Consider the following 14,994-nt stretch of genomic DNA (forward strand, 5'->3'; position numbering starts at 1 on the left):
GTTAAAAATCTAGGGTTCTAAATAAATCGCTGAGAGCAACCTTGAAATTAGGAATTACGTCTTCGCCATCCAAAATGTCATCACCACGCAGTAAGCGATCGGGTTGGGGGCTATGGTAAACCAGTACAAATTTTTCATCGGGATGGATGATCCATAGCAATCGCGTTCCACTTGCAAAATATTCTTCAACCTTGGTATGAATTTCTTCAAAGGTATTGCCGGGGGAAATAATTTCCACAACTAAATCTGGCGCACCGTCAAAAAATCCTTGTGGCAAACGTTTCAGTCCAGTTAGACGTTCTTTGCTTACAAAGGAAATATCAGGAGATCGCTTGTTACCACCTTTCATTTTAAAAGCAGTACTTGAATCGCAGGTAACACCAAGACGGTGTTGTCTAACAAAAATTTCAATTAAGCCGCCAAGGAATATGCCGATATTCCCATGCTCCATGCCAGAGTTACCCAAAGTTACCAACTCCCCATCAATAATTTCGTAGCGATCGCCGCGATCGGGCAGAGCCATAAACTCTTCATCAGTCCAAATTTTTGCTTTAGATTTAGCTTGCTCTGTGGCGATCGTCATGGCTTTAATTTTCTTTTATCTAGTGTGAACCTTTGCCAAGTCTTATAATTCTTTTTTTACTCCAACAATAGCTTTTAGTTCTTCAATTTTATTGAGCAATTGTTGATAGGACGCTGCATCTTGTACGACTAATTCGGCTTTGCCATTGATGGTTAATACGATGGGATGTCCAGTATTTCTCATCTGGGTGATGAGTTCATTAGTATTTCGCTTAAAGGTGGATAGGGGTTGAATGTCTTGGCTGAGGTTAATCATAGAGCTACTGCATCAAATTTGCATTCAATTTAATGCTATCACGGAACAAAAAATGTGAAACAGCATAAAGTTATCAAGTAATTAATCTGAATAATATATTGCGGTGTCTGGCTAATAAGCTATTTGGGTGATTAGGCAGAATTTTTACATTCAGCCTATATCCCTTAGAGAGTGTTTGAGAAGTATCCTCTTTAGCATAAATTTCTGCTTTTACCCCCTTTAATACCCCTTTGAAAGGGGGGGGACTTGAATTCTCCCCCTTTCAAGGGCAGGGCTATTTCAAGAACAAGTAAATCAGATTAAATGATTGATAAATAGCTTTCAACGTTAATTATTCTAGTATTTACTATTATTTGACTAAATTTAGTCTTTAACTTTTGATTAAAGTATCAGACTTTTAACGAGATTTAGCCATTTGAGTCATTGATTAGCACTAACACTGATCAGAGAAATTGTCTAAATTTAGTGACTTCTAGTCAAATAGTATAAAGAAAATGTTGAAAAGTATATTTACTCTTGTTATCTTCAATTATCTAGTTTTTGAAATAGCCCTGCCCTTGAAAGGGGGAGTTAGAGGGGGGAAAAAACTTCTCAAACACCCTCTTATAATCATACTAGACAGAATTTTTCCGTCAAATACATAGTTATGCGGCTTCATCTATTAGTTAAGGTGGTATGCAGGAGGTTATTTGTTGATGCTCTATACTGATCAGTGGTATTGTGAATAGCAACTTACCGACGTAGAGGTAGGAATGGCAAGTGAAAAACTAGAACAGCAAAAGAAAATAACGTTACTATCCGATCGTTCCCAAGGTGGAGCGATCGCAGAACGGGAAGTTCAATCGGATATTCAGATCTACAAAGCGGTTCTTGGTGAGCGGTTTGCACTTGCCGGAACAGCTGAAGAATGTGAGAGGCTGATAGATCTAAGGCAAAAAATTCAAGAATTGGATGTAAAAGATAGGCGATTAGATTACGCACAACAGTCAGCAGAGATTCAGCTTCAAGAGGCAAAACAAAAAGCGATTTTTCAGCGTGGTCAGCAAATTGTAGCTAGTGTTGTCTCCGTTGGTGTTGGAATATACTTCTTACAAGCTGTACCTCTAGCGGGTTTATTATTCTTGGTTTTAGGTTTGGCTAGACCTTTAGGATATTCTTTAGAAGAGATAAGTGGTTTTTTGGATAGATTAAAAGGGTTTCCTAAAGATTCAGATGAACTTCTATCTTATGGAGAAGAAAAAGGGATTCAATCTGAGGAGCCTAAAAATGCAAGACCCTAATTTAAGTGTAATAAGTGCCTTTAAGTTTGAGAAACGTATTCAGATTTTTGTTGCAGTTTATTTGTCAATCATCCTGCTCTCAATAGTTCTTATTTTAGTCAGGATTGATATGACTACTGAGTTACAGCAAGCTTTAGTAATTGTTCTGGGTCTAATTTCAATTGCGACTCTTGACGCATTTAAAAAAGCTTTAGATAGTAAACCTTTTCCTTGGGCAAGTGTGGGTAATCAAATCATTATTCGGGAAGGAGGGGTTTACGTTGGTGGGGATTATGTTGGTGGAAGTATTAATCATGCGATTGAAAGTAAACAAACTCTTGCTGAAGCTGCTGTTGAGATACACAAACTTTTACAAGAATTAGAAAAATTTAATCCTACCGCTACAGAGGCTGAAAAAGTTGCCTATGTTAATGAAGAAGTGACTCCTGCTTTCAAGTCTCGTGTAGCAAGTGCAGTGAAAGTTACTGGAGAAACTGAAGCTTCTATTGAAATTCAACAACTCTTACAGCAATTGGAGGAATCAGATTCTGCTCTTGAAGAAAGCAAGACAAAAGTTGCCCCTAATTTTAAGTCTCGTTTAGCCAATGCTCTTCGAGCTGGTGGTGAAGTTGCTATGGAGAGTCTTCTAGATAATCCCTACAGCACTATTACATTAGCTATTGTCAAAGCTTGGATGTCACCGGAAGAAGCCGAGCAACCAACGCAGCATAACAACCCTAGTGCAACGGACTGAAGGAAGTCGTTGTCGGAGTGGCAAAGGTTGTCGATAGCCGCTGACAAGGTTGTCGATAGCCGCTGACCATGTACGTTAGACCGAACCGATAAGTTCATAAACTCGACAAGTTTAACTGTTTTCTGCCGAAATTAGGCAATCAAAAACATCCTACTCTGTTGTTGAGTTCCGAGAAGTTATTGGCGATCGCCAAGTACAAATAACAAATAATTGTTAAGCGATCGCTTTTTTGTGGAGAACTTAGCGATCGCTGTGTAAATGTTTAGATCATTACTGAAATGTACCTTTCGGTAAATTTTTTTTTAACAAAAGCGATCACTTATGAGAAATCACAAAAAATAAACAGCATTTAGTTTTATGCGATCACAAACAAACCCGATCGCTATCCGCCTTTACAAACAGCGCTTTGGTCTTCAACAAATCCCAAAGCTTTATAACTATACTATTAACTACATTGATCAAATATCTTGGGCAAATGATCTACTGCCATGAATACGATTATCTTTGATATCAAACCCATCGCGAAAATCACAGGCAGAGAGTTTGAAGCCCTGTGTCAGGCAAACCCAGAACTTAAATTAGAGCAGACGACAACTGGAGAAATTGTGATCATGGCTCCAACGGGAGGAGAAACAGGAATTTATAATGCAGGGCTAATTGCCAAGTTTTGGATTTGGAATGACCAGATGAAATTAGGGCAGGTATTTGATTCTTCTACTTGTTTTGCACTTCCTAATGGCAGTAAGCGATCGCCTGATGTATCATGGATTTCTCAAGAAAGATGGTTAGCCCTCACCCCAGATCAGCGCATTAAATTCCCGCCGATCGCCCCCGATTTTGTTTTAGAGCTAATGTCACCAACCGACAATCGTATCGATCTGCAAGCGAAAATGGAAGAGTACATAGCGGCAGGGGTGAGGTTGGGCTGGTTAATTGATCGTAAAAACAAATCCACCCAAATTTATCGTCCTAGCGGTATAAACCAAATTGTAGAATCTCCAGATTTTCTGCTGGGCGAAGATGTATTACCTAGTTTTAAGTTGGATATGCGATCTTTTTGGGTTTAGGCTGCTAGAAAAAGAAGGACACATCGTGTCTTTCTTTTTCTAGCTTTTTACAAATTCAAAGATTGAGGATTGGTTTCAACCAGCTTAGCTAAATCCTGCAAGAACTGAGCAGTCTAAATTGTGACTGAATGATTTATTTCACGATCTCGTTGCGATCACTGTCTTGCCAAGGTGTTTCGGCAAAACTAGCAGTTGGTAATTTGGGTAAACCCCATTTAGTAACTAACGCTTGTAATACGCGATCCTGCGATCGATGAAAAGCATCAATATCCCCTTCACCACGATTGACGATCGCAAACCAAATTGCGCCATGGGCTTGAGTTTGGACGATCCCTGCCAAGCTGCTGACATCAGAAAGCGTGCCAGTTTTGACGATCGCCCCTTTTGGCATTGTCCGACCCTCAATCGTGCCACAGTTACAATTACTACTTGGGTAGAGATCCGCAAGGGTTAGCCCTTCGACTTGGGCGCGATTATGAATTGCCATCAGGATCGCCACCGTCGCACGAGGGGAAATTTGATTGCCTTGTCCTAAACCTGAGCCATTAATTAATCTGATTTCGGAAATGGGAATCCCTGTTGCATTAGCGGCGATCTCTGCTACCTGTTTGCTGCCACCCAGTTGCCTTGCTAGAGTTTCCGCCATCTCATTATTGCTAAAGGTATTCATCCGCTTCAGGATTTGCCATAGGGGTAGCGATGCATGACGAATCAGTAATTTGCGAGTAGAAACATTATCTACAGCAAGATTTGGCACAATTCGCACATTCCCAAGAATCACTAGTTGCGGTTTGGGCGTTCCCACGGGCATCGTTGTATATTGCTCAGCAACTTCACCCTGCCATCGACTGCTATCAAAGGCGAGACGGAGAAAGTTCGCCGATTCTTGTCGGTCAGGCTCAAAATTCATAGAGAATTGACCTGTAATAATCAAATTGCCCTGAACGCGCTTAATACCTAGTTGATTAAGTTTATTACCAAGGGAGATCGACTCCTCCCATACAAAAAATGGATCGCCACTGCCTTCAATAATCAAATCGCCTTTGAGGGTGTCGCCTGTGAGTTGACCTGTAGTACTGATATTTGTAATAAAACGATGGTTTGATCCCCAAGTTTGCAATGCTGCTAAGGTAGTGGCATTTTTGGTGAGCGAAGCTGAAGGCAAGGGGCGACTTGCTAAACGACCTGAGGCGATCGCCCCATCATAGGACTGAATCCATACACCTTGTTCGGGATTAGTTAGCCCTGCTTGCTTGAGATCATTGAGCATCGTGGCGATCGCTTGCTTCGCAACGGGATCAGACTGATTATTGGCGATCTCTTCTGAGGCTAGGACTGGACGATTGGCATAGCTCATCACTGACCGAGGCACTGCGGCGACTTCACGACCATCGAGAACTTGGGTCGAAACCGATAACAGCAAAGCACCAACGAGACTCCACGTAGTCATAAAGAAACCCGCAATTAGAATGATTGTGCTTGTGTTGGCTTTGCCAACACAAGCACAATCATTCTAGTGCAGCAATTCTCATTATAAAAACCGATTTTTTGAAAGCCCGCCGAAGGCGGGCTTTCAAAAAATCGGTTTTGGGGATTCTAGTCAAACATGGCACTTTCGAGTTGCTGTAAAGCAATTTCTAGATCATCATTGATAATTGTAATATCAAATTCATTGGCTGCGGCGACTTCCAACTTGGCATGGTGCAAGCGTTTGATAATTTGTTCATCACTATCCGTACTGCGATCGCGCAACCGACTTTCTAATACTTCCATCGAAGGTGGGGCAATGAAAATTCGTTTGGCACTGGGGAAAGACTGCGCCACTTGTCGCGCTCCTTCCAGTTCGATTTCCAACAGAACAATTTGCCCTAAGGAGATCGCCTGATCAATCGGTTTACGCGGTGTGCCATAGAGATTTCCTGCGTATTCAGCCCATTCCAGAAATTCACCTGTATCACGCTTCTGTTCAAATTCAGCCCGATCCCAAAAGAAATATTCGCGACCATGTTCTTCCCCTGTACGGGGCGATCGAGTCGTTGCTGATATCGAAAAGAGAATGTGATCGGGATAGCGTTCAAGGAGTTTCTGTAATAGAGTGCCTTTACCGACACCACTTGGTCCCGTAACAACAATTAATTTGCCTACGCTTAATTTATCTTCGCTCAACGTTTCGTAGTTCTCTCTAGAGATAGAGTTAATAGTAATTGGCGCTTTCATCAAATTCACATTATATCTGATGTTACGTGGAACTCAGATGATGAATCTGCTGCCGCCAGCTAAGCAGGGCAACCACGGGGGGGGTTGCCCCTACCTGAATAATTAATATTTCGTAGGGGCTGTGCCCCCGTGCCATCCCTAGACTTCCGCTATCTAAGGAATTCCTTCCACGTAACATTAGTTATATGTAAAAATCCCTGCAAAGCAACGATTTTTACAACGCTTTGCGCTCAAGCCCAAACCAAGAGAATTTTTGAAAGTGTTGCTTAGCAACACTTTCAAAAATTCTCTTGTGGTTCGTTGGATCGATAATTGCTGTAAGTTGGTTTAATCTGTAGCGCCTTCTTTACTGATGACAAAACGATTAGCGACGGTTTCAGGTTGAATTGCAGATAGAACTACATGGCTAGAGTCGGTAACAATTACCGCTCTTGTGCGTCTACCATAGGTAGCATCAACTAACTTACCATGTTCGCGTGCATCACTAATGATACGCTTGATAGGAGCAGATTCGGGGCTAACGATCGCTACAACTCGGTTTGCCGAAACAATATTACCAAAGCCGATGTTGATGAGCTTAATGTCCATAATTTTATCGATCTAAAATCGATTTAGAGGTGGTGTAGCTTCATTTTTGAAAGTATTATCGCATTATCCAAGAAAAATCAATTAGATACGATATATTTTGTCATGTATGGCGAAATCTATCTTAATTAAGCAGATATACTTATTAGTCTCTTACTTTCAGATTTTAAATCTATTGTCAGTTTTGTTAACAGATAAAACTCAAAAAATGCAGTAATTCTCAACGCATTTTTCGGGTTTTACTTTACCCTCAAATTGAAAATTTTATAAGCAAGATTTTATAAGCAAGATAATTATGTCAATTAGAAATGTAGTGATTATTGGCTCAGGACCCGCAGGCTATACCGCCGCCATTTATGCTGGACGCGCTAACCTGAACCCACTTGTATTTGAAGGGTTTCAAAAGGGAGGAATTGCGGGTGGACAATTGATGACAACTACCGAAGTAGAAAACTTTCCAGGATTTCCCACTGGTATAATGGGTCCACAGTTGATGAGCTATATGAAGGAGCAAGCGATCAACTGTGGTGCAGAATTAGTGATGGAAGACGTGATCACTGTTAATTTTAGCAATTATCCTTTTACAGTGAAATCAACTTCTCAGGAAGTCCAAGCTAAAAGCGTGATCATTGCCACAGGTGCGACTGCCAAAAGGCTCAATTTACCCAGTGAAACACAGTATTGGAATCGCGGAATTTCAGCATGTGCTATTTGTGATGGGGCTGCGCCAATTTTTCGGGGTGTGGAGTTAGCGGTAGTTGGTGGTGGGGATACGGCTGCTGAGGAAGCAATTTTTTTAACTAAGTATGGCTCGAAGGTTCATTTACTGGTGCGAGGCGATCGCATGAGAGCCAGTAAAGTTATGCAGGATCGAGTCTTCAATCATCCGAAAATTACGGTGCATTGGCAATCTATTCCCATTGATGTTTACGGGGAAGAGATTGTCAAAGGGGTGAAAATTCACCATGCTGTCACTAAGGAGGAGAGTGATTTAGCCGTGGGTGGACTTTTTTATGCGATCGGGCATACTCCAAATACTGATTTATTTGCAGGACAGATAGAACTTGATGCGACTGGTTATATTGTCACGAAAGGAAAGTCAACAGCCACTAACATCGAAGGTGTCTATGCCTGTGGCGATGTCCAAGATCACGAATATCGTCAAGCAATTACTGCCGCAGGGACTGGATGTATGGCAGCTCTTGAAGCAGAGCGCTGGCTATCGGCAATGTAATGATTGCCGCGCTTTGCGCGGCAACCATTCTTGTTAGAGATGCAAATGTTGAATTACGGTATTTACATCCTTATCACCACGACCAGAACAGTTAATGATGATGCGCTGATCAGCAGTTAGCTGTGGACAGAGAGTTTCTAGATAGGCGATCGCATGGGATGTTTCTAAAGCAGGAATGATTCCTTCCAAACGAGAGAGTCGTTGAAATGCATCTAGCGCTTCTTGGTCGGTGACACTGTAATACTCTGCACGTCCTAAATCCTTCAGATAACTATGCTCTGGTCCAACTCCAGGGTAATCCAAACCAGCGCTAATGGAATGGGCTTCCTGTACCTGTCCCTCAGCATCTTGCAATAAATAGCTCATTGCACCATGTAATACGCCAACACGTCCGAGGGTAAGAGTTGCGGCATGAAACTCGGTATTTGTACCTTTACCTGCGGCTTCTACACCAATTAAACGGACGCTTGGCTCATCGACAAATTCATGAAATAGTCCCATTGCATTAGAACCACCACCCACACAAGCCAGTAAAATATCTGGTAAACCGCCCCATTTCTCTTGGCTCTGGCGACGACTCTCCTTACCAATCACCGCATGGAAATCTCGCACAATCATCGGATAAGGATGGGGACCCGCAACGGAACCGAGAATGTAATGGGTATCAACGACATTAGTTACCCAGTCACGAATTGCCTCAGAAGTGGCATCCTTGAGCGTGCCAGTACCTGCCTCAACGGGGCGTACTTCTGCACCCATAAGCTTCATGCGGAACACATTTAGCGCTTGACGCTCCATGTCCTGCACACCCATGTAAATTACACAATCTAAACCAAAGCGAGCGCAAACTGTGGCTGTAGCTACACCATGCTGTCCTGCGCCTGTTTCGGCGATTACGCGCTTTTTGCCCATACGGATCGCAAGGAGTACTTGAGCAAGTGCGTTATTGATTTTATGTGCGCCTGTGTGGTTGAGGTCTTCACGCTTTAGGTAAATCTGAGCAGTTCCATAGTGCTGTGTCAATCTCTCTGCAAAATATAGAGGGCTTGGTCTACCCACATAGTCCCGCAAATAGCCGTCTAGCTCATTGTTAAAATCTGGATCATTCTTGTAATGATAAAAAGCAGTTTCTAGCTCAGTAAGAGCGCTCATAAGGGTTTCGGGGACATATTTGCCCCCAAAAATACCAAACCGTCCTAATGCATCGGGACGATTAACGGTTGTGGATGGTGCAGTTGTTTTGGGTGCGATCGGCGTTGTGGTCATTGCGGTGGATCTTGACTGATGAGTTAGCTACTATTAAAACTTGCTTGTGGTGCTTATGGCACTGTATTTAGGATAACAAAATTTGAAAGTGCCGCTTCGCGGCACTTTCAAATTTTCACTGGGTTTTAAGTCAGTACTTTGCGCTGTAACATATAGCTATAGACACCTGTATCAGCACAAATCAAAACCCAAATAGTGTGAGGAGGCGCTTCGCGCCTCCTCACACTATTTGGGTTTTATGTCCTAACAAGAATGGCGACAGCTATATACCAAAAGATTAATCAGTTTCATGAATCAAGAAGACATCCGATCGCTAGAAATTACAAATTATCCAGTTGCAGGCGTTGATGAAGTTGGGCGAGGTTGTCTATTTGGTGAAGTTGTAGCGGCGGCAGTAATTTTGCCCATTGATCAATTAGCTTATTTAGAAGATCTCGGCGTGACTGATAGCAAGAAGCTTTCACCTCAACGCCGCCAAAAGTTAGATCTACTCATTCGTGAAGTGGCGATCGCATGTGAAATTGGTACAGCATCAGTTGATGAAATCGATGAAATGAATATTCTCGCAGCGAGTTTACTAGCGATGGAAAGGGCGATCGCTCAGCTAAATCCGCAACCCAAGCATTGCCTGATCGATGGCAATCAACTTTTACGATTTAAACTCATTGCCCCAATTCCCCAAACTACTGTGATTAAAGGGGATTCTCTATCACTATCAATTGCGGCAGCCAGCATTATCGCGAAAGTATGGCGCGATCGCCGCATGGTCGAGCTAGCAGAAATCTATACAGGCTATGACATTGCCACAAATAAGGGCTATGGCACGGCTAAACATCGACAGGCGATCGCTCAATTAGGTTACAGTGAGTTACACCGCAAAACTTTTAAAATCAAAGAAGTAATTGCGAAGCAATCCCTTCTTTAACACACAAGGACTATGCGTTTAATACATACTTCAGATTGGCATTTGGGTAGAAAGTTAAAGGGAGTCGATCGCACGCCTGAAATTGCCTTAGCCCTAGAGGAAATCCTCACATATGCCAAAGAATATGAAGTGGATGCTGTTTTAGTGTCAGGTGATATTTTCGATGTGCCAAATCCCACCACCGAAGCAGAGCGCATTGCCTATGATTTTTTCTATAAGCTCAATCAGTTAAGCATTCCCTCAGTAGCGATCGCAGGAAATCATGATTCGGCAAATCGCATCGATAGCCTCGCCGATTTGCTATCGTTAGCAGGAGTAAGAGCGTTAGGTCGTCCCAGAATTGCCGAAGAAGGCGGAGTGGTGAATATTGATACAGCCAATGGCAAGCTTTGTATCGGTGCAATGCCCTTTGCCTCCGAACGGAAGTTATTAGCTGCCGAGGATGTGTGGAATAAAGATGCTTTGGAGCAGCGCAATGACTATAAAACGACAGTTACCTATGTTCTTCAGAATCTCGCTAGCGCCTTTAAAACCGATGCTGTAAATGTAATGATGGCACACATGACCGTTGATGGTGCAAAGTTTACAGGTTCTGAGGCGGCTTTTTATAGTGGTGATGTTTATAGTCTTTCAGGACAATCGATTCCTTCAGAATGTCAATACGTGGGCTTAGGACATATCCATCGACCACAGCAGATTCCCAATGCTGCGCCTACCTATTACGCAGGTTCTTTAATTCAAGTAGATTTTGGAGAGGTGGGCGAAGAGAAAGGATTTAACTTAATTGAAGTGGAAACTGGTAGACCTGCAAAAGTGCAATTTCAGCCGCTCACCTGCCATAAGCCCCTCAAGCGCGTCGAATGTCATCTGGATCAACTGGATGAGCATCTAGAAGCCCATCGTGATTATGAAGGCTATTTAAAATTTGCGATCGCTGTGGATACGCCACCTATCGGACTTGCGGATCGAGTGCGAAAAATCTGCCCTCAAGCGGTAATGGTCGAGCCAAAGCTAATCGTGAATGAGTCAGTACAGGTTCCTGAACCAAAAGATTACGATCGCTTCGATCCGATCGCTGAGTTTCAAAAGTTTTATAGCGATCGGGAAAAAAACTTGTCGCCTGAAGTAATTACCGCATTCAAAGAGTTGTATATGGAATTTAGTGAAGTCCCCACAAATTTAGCTTGAGTCATACCAATTTACAAAAGTGTCGGCACACTTTTGTAAATTAAAAACCAAACCCAGCAAGGGTTTTAAAGCACAAAATGGCTACGCCATTTTGTGCTTTGGGATTAAAGAAGTTCGGTAGAGCGCTCTGCTAACTTCGAGCGTTCACCCTTACTGAGGGTAATATGTCCAGCCAAAGGATCGTTTTTAAACCGTTCTACCACATAGGTTAAACCATTACTTGCTGCATCAATATAGGGATTATCGATTTGTTCTGGATCGCCTGTTAAAATCACTTTTGTGCCTTCACCAGCACGGGTCAGAATAGTTTTCACCTCATGGGGAGTAAGGTTTTGTGCTTCATCTACAATCAGAAATTGTTGAGGAATAGTCCGTCCTCGAATGTAGGTGAGAGGTTCAATCTGAAGCAGCCCTCGTTCCATTAAGTCTTCATGTCCTCGCCGAGTATGTGAATGCATACTCCGCTTTTCTTTCGGCTCTTTAGGAGACTGAGAGCCAAAAATCAGATCGAAATTATCGTAAATGGGTTGCATCCAAGGTGTAAGTTTTTCTTTAATATCCCCAGGCAGAAAGCCAATGTCTTTACCCATCGGAATTACGGGGCGTGAAATCAGAAGCCTAGTATATACGCGCTCATCGGCAACCTTATGTAATCCCACCGCGATCGCTAACAAAGTTTTGCCAGTGCCAGCTTTGCCAACGAGGGTAACGAGGGGAATTGCATCATTCAGCAAAAGATCGAGGGCAAATTTTTGTTCGCGATTGCGTGCATTGATTCCCACTACCCCTGAATTGACGAGCTTATTAATGGCTACTAATTTTGTGGAATCTTGACTACCACTAATGGCGATCGCTAAAGCCGTATGGGAAGGATTGAACTGATCGATCAGCATCACCGCTTGATTTGGGCAAAGTTCACCATCAATAGAAATCGCGCCATTCTTAAAAAGCTGATCGATTTTTGCCGCATCAACGATTACTTCTGTAATACCTGTATAAAGCTCAGAAACATCAACCTTATTTGTCTCGTAATCTTGAGCTTCCAGTCCTAATGCATCAGCTTTGATCCGTAGATTGGTGTCTTTGCTGACCATGACAACCCGACATTGACAACCACGTTTAAGTTCGAGTGCGACTGCGAGAATGGCATTGTCATTGCGATCGCCTTCTAGTTCAATGGGTAGAGTTTTTAACGTTTCGCGATCGCATAGGGCTACTCGCAGCAATCCCCCACTTTCCAACTCAATTCCTTGGATAATATTCCCCTGACTTCGCAATTCATCTAAGTCTCGCGATACTTGCCGCGCATTGCGTCCGATCATCTCAGGTTGCTTTTTAAAGCGATCGAGTTCTTCAATAATGGTCATCGGTAAGACGACCTCATTATCCTCAAAGCGTCTCATGGCTGTGGGATCGTACAGCAATACATTGGTGTCCAGCACAAAAATCTTTTTCATATTGTTAAATTTTTTGGTAGTGCTAAAGAGGGCAGGATTTTAAAGGGCTTTCTTACCGCGCAAAGCACTGTCTGTCCTTAAAATTTAATCTTGACACTTTCGAGACAATTATGTTGATTTTGTGTAGCGATCGCTACAATGCTTAACACCAAAACATAAACCCAAAACAAAGAAAGACTGCGCTTCGCGCAGTCTTTCTTTATTTTGGGTTTATTAAAGCGATATAAAACTAAAAAGGGGCGCTAAGCGCCCCTTTTTTAGTTAAAACAAGGTAGAAATACCATTTGGACGCAGATCTTTGTAATCTAGAATCTTGCGAACTACATCAAATGTAGACTGCGAGTTAGTAATCGAAATTATAGAAGCTAGCTGACCTGGCAACACTTGCATTACAGGGGGCATATCCTGAGTGAATACGTTAATCGTGCGATTAATTAGCGAATAATTACCCTTGGAAAAAGCGTTGGTATAGGTGAATTGATTAGTTGCCTGAGGTAGCCCTGCAACATTAAATAAACCAATGGGGATACCTTGCGATGTCGTCAGAAAACGAGCCACTGTTTGATTGAGAACATTAGTCGATTGGATTTGAGTGAAGTAGTCATAGACTCTGACATTGCTATCGATCTTACCAACACGCTTAGAATCAATGCCACATACAGTTCTCACAGTCCCATAGGCTGATGGATCGCTGGGTAAAATCAAGCTAATGGTTGAAAAATCTTTGAGCAATTGAACTTCGCTATAGCCTAGAGGACGATTATTTACATCGAATAAACGCACAATTAGGCGATCGCCTGGATTTAGCCCACGGATAAAGGTAGCACGCTGATTAATATTAAAGCGATAATCACCGATAAAGCGCTCTGTGAGAAATCCATTAGAACGCTTCGATTTGATCGAAAGACGTGTAATTACCTGAGACAAGCGGGGCTGGTTTTGCAAAACCGCAAGACTGAAATGTCCACGATGAGGATTCTTTCTAGATAGCTCAACGCCATCACGATCCTTACGGTCTTTACGATCCGAGCGGCGATCGTCATCATAGTCATCATCTTCATCGTCATCATCATCTTTTCTAGAAACAACGATGGGTTTCATGGGTTTCACGGAGCTACCAGTCTGGACATTGGTAGTTTGCACAACTACGGTTTGGCTAGACTGTGAACTTGTTGATTGCGAAGAAGTAGTTGTAATCCCCAAATCGCGATCAGAAAGTCCTGAATTATTCGAGGAATTGTTTGAAGAGTTGTTCGATGAATTATTGGAAGAATTATTGGAAGAATTGTTCGATGAGTTATTGGAGGAATTGTTTGATGAGTTATTGGAGGAATTGTTTGATGAGTTATTGGAGGAATTGTTTGATGAGTTATTGGAGGAATTGTTTGATGTATTAATGTATATCGAAGAAATACGTCCAGAACTTACCTCAGATGCACTAGCTGTGATAATTGAAGTAAAGGATCTGGTTTCTTCAATCTCAAATCTGGCATCTTTTAAGCCATTGGGCTGATCGTAGCGCACGCTAGTCACCGCCTTGAGATCACCATTGTAAATATCGTCAAGCGAAATTTTTTGGCTCAGTAAATTTAAGGGAATCACTTCCACAAAAGCGGATTGTCGTCCTGCATTTTTGGAAAGTAGTCTTGCACCTGAGTTGGTATAAACTTCGCGCCATTCCCCAGCACGTCTGACATAGAGTTGATATACCGCATTCGCGTAGGTTGTCGAAGGCTTATTGGCAATGTCTAATAAGATGCCAATGCTTGAGAGGTTGCCAGAGTTGTCGAGCAAACGCAATAGCTGTACCCCTGTTTGCCAGTCTTGTGGGACTTGGGCGACGATTTGGGGAACAGATGGAGCCGAGATCGCTTCTATAGTATTCAGAAAAGAAGCAGTAGTCAGAGTTGCTGCGAGAAGACATAAAGATGTCTTCTGAAAACTTTTACGAAAAATGTTCATTATTATTTATTCCTAGCTCGATTTACTGCATGATTTGCTAGAGTCAACCTATGATTGGTGACGCATGGCTAAACAGGCGCACAATGCATCACGATATTAGGCAAGAAGTCTCTTAGAAAAGACGATCTACTTAGTTTTTTGTTCCATTAGGGGCTTGCGAAGAAATAAGATACCAAAGATTATAGAAATAGGGATATAAAATTCTTGTTTTCAATTTATATAGGACTAAGAGAGTGATTTTC

General features: G+C 42.4%; 13 protein-coding genes and 1 pseudogene. 6 read left to right on the forward strand and 8 right to left on the reverse strand.

Annotation, left to right across the window (positions count from 1 at the left end; all coding sequences use genetic code 11):
- Position 1 precedes the first annotated feature (1 nt).
- Both B9G53_RS16500 and B9G53_RS16505 read right to left on the reverse strand, forming a co-directional pair.
- A complete protein-coding gene (locus B9G53_RS16500; protein ID WP_094534194.1) occupies positions 2–583 on the reverse strand; it encodes a Uma2 family endonuclease in 582 nt (193 codons plus the stop codon).
- 45 nt (positions 584–628) lie between these two features.
- Positions 629–838: pseudogene (locus B9G53_RS16505) on the reverse strand (type II toxin-antitoxin system Phd/YefM family antitoxin); the annotation flags it as partial.
- 752 nt (positions 839–1,590) lie between these two features.
- Here B9G53_RS16505 and B9G53_RS16510 point away from each other — a divergent pair.
- The 3 genes from B9G53_RS16510 to B9G53_RS16520 all read left to right on the forward strand — a co-directional run bounded on the left by B9G53_RS16510 (position 1,591) and on the right by B9G53_RS16520 (position 3,918).
- Positions 1,591–2,118 (forward strand): hypothetical protein, encoded by a 528-nt coding sequence (locus B9G53_RS16510; protein WP_094534198.1) that lies wholly within the window; start codon positions 1,591–1,593, stop codon positions 2,116–2,118.
- Complete coding sequence (locus B9G53_RS16515; protein ID WP_094534199.1) at positions 2,105–2,851, forward strand: hypothetical protein; 747 nt, start codon at positions 2,105–2,107, stop codon at positions 2,849–2,851. Before B9G53_RS16510 ends, B9G53_RS16515 begins: the two co-directional genes overlap by 14 nt.
- Positions 2,852–3,339: 488 nt before the next feature.
- Positions 3,340–3,918 (forward strand): Uma2 family endonuclease, encoded by a 579-nt coding sequence (locus B9G53_RS16520; protein ID WP_094534200.1) that lies wholly within the window; start codon positions 3,340–3,342, stop codon positions 3,916–3,918.
- A 133-nt stretch (positions 3,919–4,051) separates the two neighbouring features.
- Here the strand turns inward: B9G53_RS16520 and B9G53_RS16525 are convergent, their stop codons facing one another.
- From B9G53_RS16525 to remA, 3 genes are all read right to left on the reverse strand, one after another.
- On the reverse strand, positions 4,052–5,368 hold the full coding sequence (locus B9G53_RS16525; protein ID WP_094534202.1) for a D-alanyl-D-alanine carboxypeptidase: 1,317 nt from the start codon (positions 5,366–5,368) through the stop codon (positions 4,052–4,054).
- Positions 5,369–5,514: 146 nt separating this feature from the next.
- Positions 5,515–6,084: a guanylate kinase gene (gmk, locus tag B9G53_RS16530; RefSeq protein WP_254923688.1), complete on the reverse strand. Its 570-nt coding sequence runs from the start codon at positions 6,082–6,084 to the stop codon at positions 5,515–5,517.
- Positions 6,085–6,462: 378 nt separating this feature from the next.
- The gene (gene remA, locus B9G53_RS16535) at positions 6,463–6,723 is read right to left on the reverse strand and encodes an extracellular matrix/biofilm regulator RemA (protein ID WP_009629073.1); all 261 of its coding nucleotides are present in this window, start codon (positions 6,721–6,723) and stop codon (positions 6,463–6,465) included.
- 292 nt (positions 6,724–7,015) lie between these two features.
- On the opposite strand from remA, the gene trxB reads away from it, so the two are divergent.
- Positions 7,016–7,954 carry a thioredoxin-disulfide reductase gene (gene trxB / locus B9G53_RS16540; protein ID WP_094534205.1) on the forward strand — a complete coding sequence of 313 codons (939 nt, stop codon included), beginning with the start codon at positions 7,016–7,018 and terminating at the stop codon, positions 7,952–7,954.
- A 33-nt stretch (positions 7,955–7,987) separates the two neighbouring features.
- Here the strand turns inward: trxB and trpB are convergent, their stop codons facing one another.
- Positions 7,988–9,220 carry a tryptophan synthase subunit beta gene (trpB, locus tag B9G53_RS16545; RefSeq protein ID WP_094534207.1) on the reverse strand — a complete coding sequence of 411 codons (1,233 nt, stop codon included), beginning with the start codon at positions 9,218–9,220 and terminating at the stop codon, positions 7,988–7,990.
- Between the two features lie 289 nt (positions 9,221–9,509).
- Between trpB and B9G53_RS16550 the strand changes: the two genes are divergently transcribed.
- Both B9G53_RS16550 and B9G53_RS16555 read left to right on the forward strand, forming a co-directional pair.
- Positions 9,510–10,145, forward strand: coding sequence for a ribonuclease HII (locus B9G53_RS16550; protein ID WP_094534209.1), 636 nt, complete (start codon positions 9,510–9,512; stop codon positions 10,143–10,145).
- A 12-nt stretch (positions 10,146–10,157) separates the two neighbouring features.
- Positions 10,158–11,333: an exonuclease subunit SbcD gene (locus B9G53_RS16555; protein WP_094534211.1), complete on the forward strand. Its 1,176-nt coding sequence runs from the start codon at positions 10,158–10,160 to the stop codon at positions 11,331–11,333.
- A 104-nt stretch (positions 11,334–11,437) separates the two neighbouring features.
- On the opposite strand, the gene B9G53_RS16560 is transcribed toward B9G53_RS16555, so the two are convergent.
- Both B9G53_RS16560 and B9G53_RS27495 read right to left on the reverse strand, forming a co-directional pair.
- Entirely contained in the window at positions 11,438–12,790 is a 1,353-nt protein-coding gene (locus B9G53_RS16560; RefSeq protein ID WP_094534213.1) for a PhoH family protein, read from the reverse strand.
- Between the two features lie 261 nt (positions 12,791–13,051).
- A complete protein-coding gene (locus B9G53_RS27495) occupies positions 13,052–14,752 on the reverse strand; it encodes a hypothetical protein (RefSeq protein WP_176453248.1) in 1,701 nt (566 codons plus the stop codon).
- Positions 14,753–14,994 lie beyond the last annotated feature (242 nt).

This window comes from Pseudanabaena sp. SR411 (assembly GCF_002251945.1).
Lineage (GTDB): Bacteria > Cyanobacteriota > Cyanobacteriia > Pseudanabaenales > Pseudanabaenaceae > Pseudanabaena.

Coding starts and splice junctions, on each gene's coding strand:
- B9G53_RS16525 (WP_094534202.1), bottom strand. CDS start 5,368: ATGACTACGTGGAGTCTCGTTGGTGCTTTGCTGTTATCGGTTTCGACC.
- B9G53_RS16560 (WP_094534213.1), bottom strand. CDS start 12,790: ATGAAAAAGATTTTTGTGCTGGACACCAATGTATTGCTGTACGATCCC.
- B9G53_RS16550 (WP_094534209.1), top strand. CDS start 9,510: ATGAATCAAGAAGACATCCGATCGCTAGAAATTACAAATTATCCAGTT.
- trxB (WP_094534205.1), top strand. CDS start 7,016: ATGTCAATTAGAAATGTAGTGATTATTGGCTCAGGACCCGCAGGCTAT.
- B9G53_RS16510 (WP_094534198.1), top strand. CDS start 1,591: ATGGCAAGTGAAAAACTAGAACAGCAAAAGAAAATAACGTTACTATCC.
- B9G53_RS16515 (WP_094534199.1), top strand. CDS start 2,105: ATGCAAGACCCTAATTTAAGTGTAATAAGTGCCTTTAAGTTTGAGAAA.
- B9G53_RS16520 (WP_094534200.1), top strand. CDS start 3,340: ATGAATACGATTATCTTTGATATCAAACCCATCGCGAAAATCACAGGC.
- B9G53_RS16555 (WP_094534211.1), top strand. CDS start 10,158: ATGCGTTTAATACATACTTCAGATTGGCATTTGGGTAGAAAGTTAAAG.
- B9G53_RS16500 (WP_094534194.1), bottom strand. CDS start 583: ATGACGATCGCCACAGAGCAAGCTAAATCTAAAGCAAAAATTTGGACT.
- remA (WP_009629073.1), bottom strand. CDS start 6,723: ATGGACATTAAGCTCATCAACATCGGCTTTGGTAATATTGTTTCGGCA.
- B9G53_RS27495 (WP_176453248.1), bottom strand. CDS start 14,752: ATGAACATTTTTCGTAAAAGTTTTCAGAAGACATCTTTATGTCTTCTC.
- trpB (WP_094534207.1), bottom strand. CDS start 9,220: ATGACCACAACGCCGATCGCACCCAAAACAACTGCACCATCCACAACC.